The sequence below is a fragment of the Salinicola corii genome (assembly GCF_008298015.1).
Classification (GTDB): Bacteria; Pseudomonadota; Gammaproteobacteria; order Pseudomonadales; family Halomonadaceae; genus Salinicola; species Salinicola corii.
This window is the reverse complement of sequence record NZ_VTPX01000028.1, coordinates 1-13,737: the sequence shown is the minus strand read 5'-3', so window position 1 is coordinate 13,737 and position 13,737 is coordinate 1. Positions and strand designations below refer to the sequence as shown.

Sequence of the window (13,737 nt, the reverse complement as noted above, 5' to 3'; positions counted from 1 at the left end):
TGGCTGGTTAAAGGAAAAGCGGCGTCTAAATACGCGATATGACAAGCTGGCCAGCAGCTTTAGAGCCATGGTGACACTGGCCTGTATCGAGCGCTGCATGAGGGCCGACTTTTCAGACAGAACCTAGTCCATTCGCGACACAAGGACGTGCCGCATAACGCAAGAGTCAGTGCTTAGCCGGTGCCGATCAAAGACCGTTATCGGGACAAAGATGATGAAAAAAGCATCATTTCATTTTGGAAAGTACACAGTAAAAACGCCGCAAGCGGGAGCGCATTGCGGCGTGTAAACAAAATAAGCGGAATTTACTGCGACTGGTCTGCAATCAGAACTCGGGGGATGCATCCGGCGGTGTATAGGGCGTTTCCCCATCATCATAGAATCGCTTACGTGTGGCCTCAGCGACTCGGTTGCACAGCACATCACCCAACTCGGCCCGTTCCGTCTTGCATTGCCGACGCAGCTCCTTCAACCGTTCCGGATTGTTGGCTAGTTCCTCCACGGTTCGTACGTCATCTTGGCGAGGCGCTTCCGATGGGCTGCAGCCGGCCAGGAGCATAACCAACAGCAATGGGATAACTTGCTTCATAGCTCGACATCCTCTTGGTCAGGTTCGAGCGGTGACACGGGCCTGACACCCTCAGGTGATGCAAGGCCCTCTACTCGCTCGATGAAGCGAGTCAAGACATCCGATGTTTCCGCTTCCCGACGCAACAGATACGTTGTCAGCATCGGCGGTCGCCCTGACAGCGGGCGGGCCACTACGCCAGACTCACGACTGGCCGTGATGTGTGGTGCACCAGCTAATCCCAAGGCAAAACCAGCCGATACCAGCGCCATCATCAGGTCGCAGGAGGCCACACGTTCGGCGATCATGGGGTCCTGCTCTACCCGTCGCAGGACGCGATCAATCTGGCGCGCATGACCTTCACAGACCTGCGGATCGCACAGCACCAAGGGATAACGCAGCACTTCGTCTAGGGGAATACGTTTGTGCTTGAGCAACGGATGCCGGGCCGGAACAGCCACCATCAGCGGATCGCTCCAAACCGCTTCAACTGCGATACCGTCGCCTACCTCGTCCGACTGAGCGAATCCCACGTCGTATAGGTCGTCATGCAGTCCTTTGATCTGCTGTGACAAAGGCACCTCGAACAAACGAATCCCTACTTCTGGTTCTTCCTGCCGACACAGCGCCAGTAAAGCTGGCAGGCGCGACGGTGTAATACCGTCGGACAGCGCGATGCGCAACTGATCATGGAACCCATTGGCGGCGGCTTTCACGCTATCTCGCGCCTGCTCCAGGGCGGTGAAAACTCGAGGCACATGCTCAAGGAACAGTTTACCCGCACGGGTCAGCCGCGTGCTGCGGCTGGTACGGACGAACAATTGTTCGCCCAGGCCTTCTTCCAGTTCTTTAATGGTGCGCGACAGTGGAGATTGCTCGATATGCAGTCGGTCAGCCGCTCTGGCGAAATGGAGTTCTTCGGCGACAGCTAAAAAACAGCGTAGGTGTCTCAGCTCCATAGACATTGCCCATCAGTTCAGTCTTGTGTCGATAGCTTTGGAAGTACCTCGCCGATTCGCACCACTCCACTTCCTGAACGTGAATCGCCTCGGGGATTCTAGACACCAATCAGGTTTAGGAGGTAATGCCACTCATATTCTATGGGTGAAAGGTAACCACTCCACATCTTGAATATCCAAAAATTCACAGTAAGTACCTATTTCTGACCAAGCAGCTGAACAAAACATTAAAATTCAGCGCACTCACCATCATCACCCTTGACACTTTCACATTCTAGAGAAATGTAGTTGGCAATCACAACAACTCATGAACTCACTAACAACCCGTTACCCGCTCTAAATACAACATCGGCTGAGGCTATAAATGCGCATGCTGACTTTCGATCTGTCTATACACATCTGGCTCATTGGCGAAAAATGACACTCGTGTAATCCATATGCACCTCAGCCGATCGGTCTGGGTCAATCTGCGTAAGAAATGCTCTCTCGCTCTTCAGTCCGCTCAATACTTTCGCCAACTAACCTATTGGTCACGATTGCGCCTGTCAGATCGCCAAGCACATTCGTGGTGGTGGTCCCCATGTCAAAGAACCGGTAGAATCCTGCGACCATCGCACCAATCTCGAGCGGGAGACCGAAAAACTGTAAAACAATCAATATTCGGACAATCCCGCCTCCGGGAATACCACCACCAGCGAAAGATATGACAATGGCGATAAGCACAGCTTGCATGAGATAACCAAGTCCGACATCAACCCCTGTGGCCGTCGCTGCGAGGACCACAACAGCAGGAAGGAGAAGTGCGTTTCCATCAGAATTGATTTGGGACCCTAGTGGTATTACAAATTCGCGAATACGACGCCGGACAGAGAACTGCTTATCAGCCACGTCAAGGTTGACAGGTATTGAGGCAACGCTACTCGTAGTGGCGATAGCAAACATCCAGAGTTCTGAAGCTCTAGATAAGAAGCTCATGGGGCTTAGCTTAGTCGCTATCCATACGGAACCCCCATAGACAACAAGGATCTGGATCAAAGCGCCTGAGTAGAATACTCCTAGAAGTTCCGCAATCGAGCCGAGTAAAGCTCCACCGTTCTCACCGACCGTGGCAGCCATGAGGAAGAATACGCCGATGGGAGATAGAGCAATGGCAATCCTTAGGTAAGCGAATACCCACTCGCTCATCACAGTTAATGCGTCCGCGATTTTAACTCGGGCATTTGTATCCGGTATCATCCTGACAGATATACCTAAGAGCACCGAGATAACTAAAACCTGCAACATGTTCGCCTCAGTAAGAGAGCTAAACAAATTGCTCGACACTAGTCCCGACAGGAACCCTTCAACCGTGAATTCAGGTGTGCTAATCGGAGCCTCGATAGCATTTAAATCGAGACTAAGGCCTTCGCCAGGTTGTATAAAGTACGCAAGCACACTTCCTATCAATGCGGCCATTAGTGTTGTAAATACATAGTAGGGAAGACAGGCAACAACAATTTTGCCAACACCGCCATCCCTGCCATTCCCCACTATTGCCTGCATGAGAATCACAAAGACAAGAGGAACAATGATCAACTTGATCAAATTCAGCCAAATATCACCGATAAATTTTAACCCGCTTACTTGATCTCCAAACAAGATCCCAGCTGACACGCCGAGCATTAAAGAGATAAATATCCATGTAGTTAGCGACACATTCCTCAAGCGCAAAAACATTTTTTATTTCTCCCATCGAGAATTAACAACCTTGTTTTTATCACCCAACAATTAACTATACAGTGCTTTCTCATCTAAATTTACGAAGAAGATTGATAAGTCGATCAATGTCATATCGGTTATTGTAAATATGCAAGCTGACACGAACCCTGCCGCGGCGAAGCGAAACTCGGACATTGTTCGCCTCCAGATTCGCTATCAATTGTTCGGGATTGGGCACGTCGAAGGATACGATCCCCGATTCAGCCTGTTGTAACACTGGACGTATTCCGATTTCGGATAGCTCTACTCGTAGCTGATCAGCAAGGTCGATCACAAACCTCTCAATCCCCCTCCCTCCCACTTCTTCCAAAAGTGAAAGAGAAGCATCGAAACCGAGCAATCCTGCAAAATTGGGATTACCGACCTCAAATCGTGCAGCAGAGTCGAGCAGCGAAACGCTTTCGAAGTCGCCTAATTCGGATTCATGTAACGAGCCACGATCTACCCCTGCAACAGAGAGAAAAGGAGGTCGTAAACGATCAATCCATTTGGCCCGGCAGTAAAGAATCCCCAAGCCGTACATGCCAAGCAGACCCTTTTGGGTAGCACCTGCGAGTGCATCGATTTTGTCTCGATGCACGTCTATATCGACCACGCCTAGAGCCTGAGCAGCATCGACAAGAAAGAACACATCATGTTTATGGCAGACGTCAGCGATCGCGGCCAAATTCGGTCGCGCACCAGTCCATGAGGAAACGGCGGACAAAGTCACAAGCTTTGTTGTTTCATCGATACTAGACGCCACATCTTCGGCGCTAATCGTCGAACCCGAAGGGCTCGAAATTTTACGGATGATCACGCCACGGTCTTGCATATTGACCCATGGGTATACGTTGTTTGCATGTTCGAATTCAGGGCTAACCAGAACACTGTCCCCGGCCTCCAGTCCCAAAGCCCAGCCAACCGTATTCAATCCATCAGATGTATTTTTCATGAAGGCGATTTCGTTCGCTTCAGCGCCTATAAATCGCGCTGTTCGATCTCGTAGTCCTTCGACACGAGATAGCCACTCATTCTTGTCTGCGGCTCGTCCCCGGCAAACTTCCAGATACTGGACAAGCTCCCGATAAACACGATCCGCCATCGGCGCCCTACCTGCGACGTCGAGATAGGTCAACTCGTCGAGTATTCGGAATTCCCGACGCACACGGTCGAAAATTGACGATTCGGTCTGGGTCACTGCGATTATCCTTTTTTCTACTGCGACTGTGACGCACGTGTCGTGCTGTCTATCTACCAGCTATGAGCGAAAGGGACCTTTAAGGTAGCAAGGTCGACACCGAACTGCAACATTCATTGCAAAAACTCATATTATGCAATATAATATGCAGGCATTGCAGGCTGAGATCACCGACAGGTAAAGTACTGAAAAAAGGAGGGAAAGGTGGCCAATATAGAGGATCTACGAACCCAGCTAATAGAACTTACCTCTTCACTGGGCAAGGCCCAGAAGCAAGTAGCTCGATTAATGCTTGAGAATTTCGAAGCAGTCGCCTACATGACCGCATCCGAGTTGGCCGAGCGCGCTGGCGTGCATACGGCAACGGCTATCCGGCTTGCGCAGCGTCTGGGATACGAAGGGTATCCGCAACTTCAGCGTGCAATACGTTCAACACTTTCGAATTATCCACGATTCTTGCAGTCCTTAGAGACCGATCACCGTAGTGACAGCGGAACTGCAATCACCGAGACTGTGTTTGCACATGCCCGCCGAAATCTAGAGCAGCTCTCACGGTCGGTATCTCTCGAGGATTTGGAAAAGGCTGCTGATACCTTGGCCTCCGCGCGCGAGGTTCTCGTTTTTGGTATAGGTGTTGTTGCTCCTGTCGTGGAGTACTTGGGATCTTCTTTACGTCTACTGGGCATAAGGACGAGTACTCCACGAGACTTTATTTGTGCCGCACAACAGCTCGCTCTCCTTAGCAGGGGCGATGTTCTGGTCGTTATTGACTTTCACCGATACTACCGTGCCATTCCCGAGGTTGCATCGGCCGCTGCCAGGAAGCGGGTAGAAGTCATCGCGCTCACTGACAGTGAAGTCTCACCTCTTGTTTCGACGTCGGATTTAGCGCTGTTCGTCCCTTCGGATAGCCCAGCTCCGAGGACGTCACTCCTCCCAGCACTGGCGATGGTAGAGGCACTCCTCTCGCTCGCAGCGCGAGTGGGGCAAGAGCGGGCCAGAGACTCAATGCGTCTTATCGATGATTCGTATACCGATCTGCACGTGTTCGTCGACACGTAGTGCCGAAAATGCTGTCTCCTATCACGTGATTGACTTACAACAGAGCACGACGTATCTAACCGAAAGGAGACTATGAGCGTTTTTAGAAATTAACTCTTTGATTGGCTATATTTTCCAAGTTCGAGGTCGAATGGCACAAGCGCTCATCAAGCTGATCGCGCCTCACTTGGATAGGATTCTCAAAGGTAGCGACACGCCTCACGACCACCGACATGTTATATGTGTTAGGGGTAGCCCATTGGTAGGACCGATCAGACTGACCTCCGAGTTACAAACGCCGATTCATCGGTGGCGGCGTTCACATCGACAGTCCGCGCTGCCGCCCGATTTCCCATGACACGCCGCCACCACGCACCGTGGCAGCGAGTTGTTGGCCCAGCCGCTGAGCGATCACCGGCTTCCAAGGCACCAGTGAGAATCCCATACCGTCATCGATCATTGCATAGCGCCCGCTGGCGAGCATGAGGCTGCGCCGGTAAATGCCGGCCATGCGCTGCCCGTCGGCTATAGGTCGATGCTCCAGGCCAGTTTCCGCTGCTATGTTCTTCGCGGCCTGCGCCAACTCACGTCCGCGTAGCGTCGACAGCAGGTTACGTGCCAAGATCATACGTCGGCCGCGACGCTCGGCCAGCCCCTGTTCGGCCAGGAAGTCTGCCCGTCGCTGTAGAGCCTCCTTGATCTCTCTCCCGAATCCTTGGTCGCCCAACTCCTTGCCTCCAGCAATCAACTGTCGATCCAGCCAGGTAGCTCCGATCACGCGAGCCTGTCGCTCGATGGGCAAGTGTGATTTCAGTTCCACCGTCACACCCCCCAGGCGCTGCGCGTCATACTGGCGGCCACGCTCGGGCAGATCGTTCGACACCTTCCATAGCCCCTCGGCCACGCGCTCCACAATGCCTACGCGACGTAGTGCCTCCAAGCGACGAACATGGGCCGCGACAACCTCCTGCGGATCGCGTCTAGTCTTGGCCCGACCTTGTTCGATTACCAGGTGATGGTCGGTGCGGTACAGGCCATCGCTCGCCAGCGCGATAATGTTGCGGTCGGCTGCGCGCACCTCGGCGGACCCACGCACCTCCACCACGGCGCCGGTGGGATAGTTCGTCAACTCGTCACGGGGGGTGAGTGCAACGTAGTGCGCCTTGCCATCTACGCCATCGATGACCAGGTACCCCCGGTCGTGCAGCTCATCGGCCAGCCCCTTACCAGCCACACGGCCGACGACGGGGCGCCGGCTCTCACCCGGCTCAAAGACGGCCAGCTCTCGTGACTGGCCACTCATGGATCGTTGCAGGGTGCGAATGATATCGCCACGCTCGCCTAGGGCACGCAATGTCTTCTCGGCATCGGTGTGGATGTCCCAGATACCGGGCTGCACCTCGTTCGCCAGGCCCAGGCACTGCAAGTGTTGCAAACGACCAATGAGCAGTTGTCTCTGACGTTGCAGTTTCGGGTCGTTAAAGCGTGCGATCTGTACCCGCTGGTCATCGTCAGCCTCACGTTGCAGCGTGCGATCCAAACTTGTCCACCGCTCCTGTTCCACCTCACGCTGCAAGGTCTGTTGAATCTCCAGTTCCGTGCGCCGTCCCAGCCATTCCGTCGCCAGTTCGGCAGCGCGATGGCGGACGCCATGGGCGATGTAGTCACCGGCGATGATGAGGTCTTTGCCAGTGTCGTCACGTCCACGCACCACCAAGTGCGTGTGCGGGTTGTCGGTGTTCCAGTGATCCACCGCCACCCAATCCAGCTGCGTGCCCAGATCGGCTTCCATACGGTTCATCAGATGACGTGTATAGGTGCGCAGATCGTCCAACTCGGCCCCGTCTTCGGGCGAGAGGATGAAGCGGAAATGATGCCGGTCGTCCTGACAGCGCTCCTTGAAGGCATCCATATCGGCCTCGTCGATTTGCGGTCCGTAGGCCCGACCTGACTCACCATCACGCCCCGCGCCGTCGCGTTCGATGTAGCGCAGGTGTTTCGCCAGCGACTGCGGGCTGGCCCGGCGCTGATTGACCAACAGGGTCTTGATGGTGACGCGGCGCGAGAATGGCGTCAGTGATGTGCCCGTAAAGCGCGCTGCGGTATGGCCGCGCCCCAGACGCGAGCTAGGCCGCTGACCGGTGCAGCCCGCCGATGCCTGACGACGTGCCGAGAACTTGCCGCTACTGGCTTTGCTAGTCTGCTTGAGCACCTTGGAAACGAAGCCCTGCCCCCGGTGCTTGGGTGCGCTGGGACGGATACGGAAATCATCATCGCGGTGGTCGCTCATGGCCAAGTCCCCAGTAAACTGTGGCGTGCTCTGCCGTGTGAAGCACGCGGGCAAATCAACGTTGGTGCGGGTTTGGCGCTCCACACAGCACGGCGGCGATGCCGCATCGTGCCGCACCACCCCCACGTGCAGACTGGCTTTGCGGACGGCCAGGTGCCGCCTCCTTTTGTCTTGCCTTCCGCCTTTTCCCTTCCCTGACGCTCAGGGCCTCGGCGGCCCGGCGGCGCTGTGCTGCTCGCAGCCAGCCCGCCGGCGAACGCGGTAATGGCCGCAGGCTGGGCGCGTTCGAGGCAAGACGCCTGCACATGGGAAGGCAGCGCGGATGCGCTCGCACTGCACGCGCGATGACACGCGGAAAGCCACCGGCTCGGTACGTCCGAGGGCTCCATAAGATGCACGGCAACTTGCAGCGAATCAGGGGCTATCATGGTCGGGCTTCCAGCCAGAGCGGATGCGCGATGCCGATCACGGCGGATGCGCTGACCGGCCCGAAATACCGGCTGTCGAACGACGCCGGGTTGGTTGTGCTCAAGAGAAAGAGTTCGCCAGGCCGAAGCTGCCGGCATTGCCGCCAGGATGGCAGCGGACGGCCCATACGATCAGCAGGCAGTACAGTGGCCACCAGTACACCGTCGATACGTACCTGATCGGCGATAAGACATACGTGTTGCGGTGCGACTGCACTCACACGTTTCAGCAACGGAATGTGGGCCGGCAGGTAACCGCGCTGCGCCGCCAGCGCAGCGGCTTCTGGCGGCAAGGTGGTCAGAACGATGCTGCCGACTTCCAGTCGATGTGGCAGCAAGCCGGATCGGTGTTGCAGCGAATCGAGGCGATACCAGCCCACCGACACGCTGTCGGACGGGTTGTAGATTAGTCGTGGCAGCGGCTGCACGAAAGACGCCCAGGCCAGCGCAGCAAGGCCGCAGAGGGACAAACCTGCCAACACAATGCGAGCACGCAGGCGCGAGCGAGGATGTGGTGCGGCTTCAGGGGGGCGTGCGGCGGTGCAATGGACCGTCATGGCAGCGCCCTCCCTGCCAGCCAGGCGGCGTGCCGCTCGGCAGTGTATTCGGGCAATGGCAAACGCGCAGCGAGCCGATTGGCGAGCGTACGCCAGTACGCGGGCGACGCCGTTGCCGGTGCAATACCCAGTGCCTCGATGGCATCAATGCGTTCCAGCACAGTGCGCACGATGGGGTCGCCTTCAGTGTGCAGCAGCAGGCGTGCACCGGGCCGCACGCCAGGGATGCGCTGCATGGCATCCAGTGGCGGGCCAGCTTGCATCACCATGAGCTGCCAACGCACTGTGCCGTAGTCGTTGGCCTGCAAGCGAATGCGGCAGAATATGCCGCCAGGCAGGAACACCGCCACACGCCGCCAGCGATCGAATCGGATGACGCGTTCGGGTTCGCCGAAGCGCAGGTAAAGTTTGAAGCGTGATTCGAGATAGGCCAGCGAGACGCGCGTCAGCGGTGCGTTGTCGGCCTGACCGGGGAGCGTGGCGAGGAGCGGCGGTGGCGATGCAACCGGCGTCGCCGAAGTCTGTGTATTCATGATGGGTTCTCCGGGAACTCGCGTTCCAGCAAGGCACGCAGCAACTCGGCCACGGTCACGCCTTGCGTGAAGGCCGAGACCTTGATACGCGCCCGCATCGCGGGCGTGATATCGAGGGTCAAGCGGGCGGTGTAGAGATCGCCCTTGTTGAGCACGTCGGCGTCGCCCTGGCGAATCCACGCCTCGGCGTGCGGATTGGCGAGTGGACGTGCACCGATGCCGACGCGCTTGCTGCGTGCCTTGCTCATAACGGCCACCGCAGCAGTTCATCCACCAGCGCCGTGATTTCACGGGCAGCGATGCTGTCCGACGCCGTTTCACGTGCCAGGCGGCCTGCGGCCACGCTGTCGGCGAAGACGATGCGCTGGCGTACCTCGGCGCGCAGTGCCGGCAGCGGTTGTTCGGCCAGCGCCTGCCGGGCTTCACGCCCGATCACCGTGGTACTGACGCGCCGGTTGATGGCGAAAGCCGCCGTGAGCTGCGGACGGAACACCTGGGCCTCGCGAACCAGTGCCACCATCTCGGCACTGGCCCACAGGTCATAGGGGCTGGGTTGCACCGGGATCAGTACGCGCTCAGCCGCCAACAGCGCGGAGCGCGCCAGAGCGGCGACCCTGGGTGGCCCGTCGATGATGACATGATCGGCGCGTCTGGCGAGTTCTGGCGCCTCCTGGTGCAAGGTTTCACGGGCGAGACCGACGGCACTGAACAGCCTGGGCAAGCCTTGCTGGCTTCGGCGCTGCGTCCAGTCCAGCGATGAACCCTGCGGGTCGGCATCCAGCAGGATGACGTTCTGACCGCGTAACGCGAGTTCGCCGGCAATGTGGGTGGCCAGCGTGGTCTTGCCCACGCCGCCTTTCTGATTGAGCAAAGCGACGATCATGGCGTAGCCCTCCGTGGTGGAAAGCAACACCATGAACGGCCTGAAAAACGCGTTTGTCGTTGCTGGTTGGCGGTTATCCACCGCGTCAATAGCTGTTTATTATTGGTTAGATAAGTTTTTAAGTTAGATAGTAAGTTAAGGGGCGGAAAAAGCCTTTCCACCCATAACGTTAGGTTAAATTTGCGCGCCTGATAGCACGATACTGGTGCGCCTGATAGCACGAGTCTTGGCGCGCCCGATAGCACGAGCCCATTCACATATTGTTCTGCTTTCATCCCCAGGCTTATCCCCGTGCCGTTGGCGGCACGGGCCGGAAGGCGAGAATCTCCGGTTCGCCGGGCCAGCGTTCGATGGACAGCTCGTAACCAGGCAGTGACTGCTTCGCTACCAGCGCGCGCAGATCGCGGGCAAAATCGCGCGGCTGCGCCAAGCTGCCGGACTTGCGATATAGGTAGGGAACGTCGAACTGCCAGCCATTTTCCTGGCGGCCGCCATGCTTTCGCACCAACCGGTACAGCCAGCGCTCGATGCCACCTGTCAGGCGGAAATACGTCGGGTCGATGGTCAGCACCAGGGCAGCATCGAGTACCCCCGCGTAGAACCAGTCCGGTAGGATCAGTTCGATACCCAGCGATTTGCCGTTGGCATCGGCCAGTTCCTTCCATTCGTTGATCCACGAAAAACGATGCAGGCCTCGCCCGGTAGTCTCGCGAATGGACGTGGCCACGGTGGTCGATTGCAGCCGGTCGAACGCGGCTTTGAGACGCTGGTAGTCGCGCAGCGACGTACCGCGCCGGATAAAGCGCAAAATCTCGTAGGGCGTGGCCTGCATCCGGCGCGAGGGCTGGATGCCTGCATCGCGGGCCTCCACAATCTGGCTGGCGGCCCAGATCAGGATGTCGGCGTCCCAGATGGTGGCGATGCCGTGTCCCTGGGTGCCTTCCACACGCAGGGTGATGTTGCCACTGCGGAAGTCGATCGGCGCGGTGCGCCGCGACTTGGCGAGCGAGAAGAACGGATAGGCCATCAGGTCCTGAGCGTCGCGCGGCGCCATGTCCTCGCCCGGTAGCGCGCGAAACAGATCGAGCTGCTTCCGTTGCTGCGCTGGACACTGCCCTGGCGGCAACGCTGGACTGGATATGACGCGGGCCACTGGCAAACCGTGGATCAGCGGCCATCACGGTAGTCACCCGCGTGTCGTTCGGCGTACTCGGGATCAAACGTGGCCCCGTAGCTGCGCGCATCGGCCCAGGCGTCGAGGTCCGCCACGGCGTACATGACGCGGCGGCCGAACTTGCGAAACTTGGGGCCACCGCCAATCACGCGCTGTTTTTCCAGCGTGCGCGGTGACAGGCGCAGATATTCGGCGGCTTCGTCGTTGGTCAGGTAGCGTTGGGGCTGCGCGGGCGTATCAGTAGCGGCGGCAGCAGGTCGCAAGGGAGCGGGTCGCATGGGATGCACCTCCATCGGTTGAAAACGTCCGGCCACACAGCGCGACCGGATGGAGGCAGTCTCAAACAACATGAGATGCTTGCTCAGGGACGTTTTGCGGGCACCGTCGCACGTCCCTGTTCAACGGGTGGAAGCTGTGCCAAGCAGCGATAGCCGCCGTGCATCAGCCTATTGCCTCGGCGTACCAAGCGACGCACGCGGGCACGCAAGGCGCTGTCGGCGTACCAGTCGTCCGCGACGACATCAGCACCGAACACCCCTTCGGCCACCTCGCGCAAGGACGCACCGGACAGGGTGGCGTCGAGCGCCTGCAAGGTGTGCAACTCCAGCAAGGTTGCCAGGGAGGGCCGCGGTCGTGTCTGCGCCACGGGGAGCATGCTGGTGGCGGCAGCCAACTGATTCAGGGAGGCCGACAGCGCCTTACAACGTGCCAGGGAGGTGTCGCTGGCACGGACGGCGTAGACGTAAGCCATGCCGTCAGCCAAGTCCGGCGCCAACGCGAATCGCAGGCAACCACCCGCCCAGCGGCTTACCAACAGTAAACGCTGGCCATCGTGGATCAGATACTTGTGACCCGGAAGGTGCCAAAGCGTGAAGGCTGCCGCGTCGGACGGTGGATCGGCATCCGGGTAGAGTTGAAGCACGGCATCATGGTCGGGAAACCAGGCGGGGTGCGCGTCACGCGCATCCAGGGCCGGATTTTCCAGCAGGCGCAGTCCCCAGCGATGCCCCGCATCCGGTCGGCGACGACGCCAATCCTGGCGGTAGTCAGGGTGGCGGCGCAGGTATTCCCAAGCCAGCGCCGGACCATCCAGGTGCAGGACGTAAAGATAGGCCGCCGTCGGATACCAGGACGGGGCGCAGGGATCAGCCATGGCGCAACCTCCCTCGGCTCGAGGTACGTCGCCACGGCAGACAGGCGTGCTATGGAGCGATCATCGAAACGTCATGAGGGAAACGATAAACTGTCAGCGTCAAGACCGATTGGCTCCGGTGCGTTTCTGGTTTTGTCCGAGTGCGACGACGGCTCGCCTCAAAATGGCGTGCCGTATTGGCCAGCCTGCCAAAAGCCGCGCCGGGCATCATGACTGTTTGGATCAGCTATGCACTGCATCGGTGCAAAGTCGCCCATCCAGATCGGTACGGTCTGGAGTCAGACCCAAAAAGACACGGTGGGCCGCCACTGGGGTGGTGGTTCAGTCGGTGATCGAACCGTTTTCCTCGGCCAACCGCAGATAATCCGATAATCGTCGTACCGGCTGGAAGTAGCGATCGCGCATCACGGGTTGTCCATGAGGCCCGACGATGGACGCCAGATCGGAGAGTCTTACCGTTCCCAGCTCGGGCATTCCGATCCCCAGGTCGATCAGACCATGGGCCGTGTCGCCGTCGGCATGGTCGAGCGAGGCCAGTAGCCAGGTGGCGTGCGCATCTGGGGTGAATAAGCGCAAAACGGGCACCGGGTCGGCCTCCTGATTATTGACAAGCAGTTGCGCACGCTCCGCATGAGTGACGAGTGCAGTCATAGCCGCCCATCCACCACAAAGGCACTGAACCGCAGAATTGCATCAGCGTTTGTGTACAAACAAACGCAAGCGCAATCCCTCAAATCCACGAAAACGTAGAAGCGTGAATGCGCATTGGCGTCTATCAGCAAAGGCACGAATACGGTTCCCCGCATGGCACATGATCCGCAAAAGCGGATTTACGTAAAGGCACGAAGACACAGAGCAACACCAAATGAACACTATAGTTTGTAGCACTATAGGGCGCAACAGGCTGTCATCTTGGTTTTTGAGGGGAAACCATTGGTGGCAGAACAGTACTCATTGGCGAAAGCATTGAAGGCAGTCAGAAAGGCGCGTGGCTTGAGCCAGGAAGCCTTCTCTGACGTGTCCAGCCGTACCTACATGAGCACTCTGGTGTAATGGTCAACTAATTCCGGACATTGAATTGAGTGTTTCTTCTGCTCGGACGGGCGATATGCCGCCGTTGTACTGATGCGGCCGTTGCCGATTGTAGCGCTCCATCAGATAGACGCTGATATCC

General features: G+C 57.8%; 14 protein-coding genes and 1 pseudogene. 2 read left to right on the top strand and 13 right to left on the bottom strand.

From position 1 onward, the window contains the following. Positions 1 to 127, top strand: a pseudogene (locus F0A16_RS21555) (IS5/IS1182 family transposase); the annotation flags it as partial. A 198-nt stretch (positions 128 to 325) separates the two neighbouring features. On the opposite strand, the gene F0A16_RS21550 reads toward F0A16_RS21555, so the two are convergent. The 4 genes from F0A16_RS21550 to F0A16_RS21535 form a co-directional block, all read right to left on the bottom strand. Continuing rightward, positions 326 to 589, bottom strand: coding sequence for an EexN family lipoprotein (locus tag F0A16_RS21550; protein ID WP_149438100.1), 264 nt, complete (start codon positions 587 to 589; stop codon positions 326 to 328). Continuing rightward, positions 586 to 1,527, bottom strand: coding sequence for a LysR family transcriptional regulator (locus tag F0A16_RS21545; protein ID WP_149438106.1), 942 nt, complete (start codon positions 1,525 to 1,527; stop codon positions 586 to 588). The genes F0A16_RS21550 and F0A16_RS21545 overlap by 4 nt, the downstream gene beginning before the upstream one ends. Positions 1,528 to 1,989: 462 nt before the next feature. Next, entirely contained in the window at positions 1,990 to 3,243 is a 1,254-nt protein-coding gene (locus F0A16_RS21540) for a dicarboxylate/amino acid:cation symporter (RefSeq protein WP_149438098.1), read from the bottom strand. 70 nt (positions 3,244 to 3,313) lie between these two features. Then, the gene (locus F0A16_RS21535; protein ID WP_149438096.1) at positions 3,314 to 4,465 is read right to left on the bottom strand and encodes an aminotransferase class V-fold PLP-dependent enzyme; all 1,152 of its coding nucleotides are present in this window, start codon (positions 4,463 to 4,465) and stop codon (positions 3,314 to 3,316) included. 204 nt (positions 4,466 to 4,669) lie between these two features. Between F0A16_RS21535 and F0A16_RS21530 the strand changes: the two genes are divergently transcribed. Next, positions 4,670 to 5,527 (top strand): MurR/RpiR family transcriptional regulator, encoded by an 858-nt coding sequence (locus tag F0A16_RS21530; RefSeq protein ID WP_149438094.1) that lies wholly within the window; start codon positions 4,670 to 4,672, stop codon positions 5,525 to 5,527. A 298-nt stretch (positions 5,528 to 5,825) separates the two neighbouring features. Here F0A16_RS21530 and F0A16_RS21525 read toward each other — a convergent pair whose 3' ends face one another. The 9 genes from F0A16_RS21525 to F0A16_RS21480 form a co-directional block, all read right to left on the bottom strand. Next, the gene (locus tag F0A16_RS21525) at positions 5,826 to 7,796 is read right to left on the bottom strand and encodes a relaxase/mobilization nuclease and DUF3363 domain-containing protein (RefSeq protein WP_149438092.1); all 1,971 of its coding nucleotides are present in this window, start codon (positions 7,794 to 7,796) and stop codon (positions 5,826 to 5,828) included. Between the two features lie 424 nt (positions 7,797 to 8,220). Continuing rightward, complete coding sequence (locus F0A16_RS21515; RefSeq protein WP_149438088.1) at positions 8,221 to 8,820, bottom strand: S26 family signal peptidase; 600 nt, start codon at positions 8,818 to 8,820, stop codon at positions 8,221 to 8,223. Further along, the gene (locus tag F0A16_RS21510) at positions 8,817 to 9,353 is read right to left on the bottom strand and encodes a DUF2840 domain-containing protein (protein WP_149438086.1); all 537 of its coding nucleotides are present in this window, start codon (positions 9,351 to 9,353) and stop codon (positions 8,817 to 8,819) included. The genes F0A16_RS21515 and F0A16_RS21510 overlap by 4 nt, the downstream gene beginning before the upstream one ends. After that, positions 9,350 to 9,601: a chromosome partitioning protein ParB gene (locus F0A16_RS21505; protein WP_149438084.1), complete on the bottom strand. Its 252-nt coding sequence runs from the start codon at positions 9,599 to 9,601 to the stop codon at positions 9,350 to 9,352. Before F0A16_RS21505 ends, F0A16_RS21510 begins: the two co-directional genes overlap by 4 nt. Further along, positions 9,598 to 10,236 carry a ParA family partition ATPase gene (gene parA / locus F0A16_RS21500; RefSeq protein WP_149438082.1) on the bottom strand — a complete coding sequence of 213 codons (639 nt, stop codon included), beginning with the start codon at positions 10,234 to 10,236 and terminating at the stop codon, positions 9,598 to 9,600. Before parA ends, F0A16_RS21505 begins: the two co-directional genes overlap by 4 nt. A 283-nt stretch (positions 10,237 to 10,519) precedes the next feature. Continuing rightward, the gene (locus F0A16_RS21495; protein ID WP_476748633.1) at positions 10,520 to 11,290 is read right to left on the bottom strand and encodes a replication initiator protein A; all 771 of its coding nucleotides are present in this window, start codon (positions 11,288 to 11,290) and stop codon (positions 10,520 to 10,522) included. A gap of 113 nt (positions 11,291 to 11,403) precedes the next feature. Continuing rightward, positions 11,404 to 11,688, bottom strand: coding sequence for a helix-turn-helix transcriptional regulator (locus tag F0A16_RS21490; protein ID WP_149438080.1), 285 nt, complete (start codon positions 11,686 to 11,688; stop codon positions 11,404 to 11,406). Positions 11,689 to 11,771: 83 nt separating this feature from the next. After that, positions 11,772 to 12,563 carry a DUF2285 domain-containing protein gene (locus F0A16_RS21485; RefSeq protein ID WP_149438078.1) on the bottom strand — a complete coding sequence of 264 codons (792 nt, stop codon included), beginning with the start codon at positions 12,561 to 12,563 and terminating at the stop codon, positions 11,772 to 11,774. A gap of 321 nt (positions 12,564 to 12,884) precedes the next feature. Next, the gene (locus F0A16_RS21480) at positions 12,885 to 13,214 is read right to left on the bottom strand and encodes a DUF2958 domain-containing protein (protein WP_149438076.1); all 330 of its coding nucleotides are present in this window, start codon (positions 13,212 to 13,214) and stop codon (positions 12,885 to 12,887) included. Positions 13,215 to 13,737 lie beyond the last annotated feature (523 nt).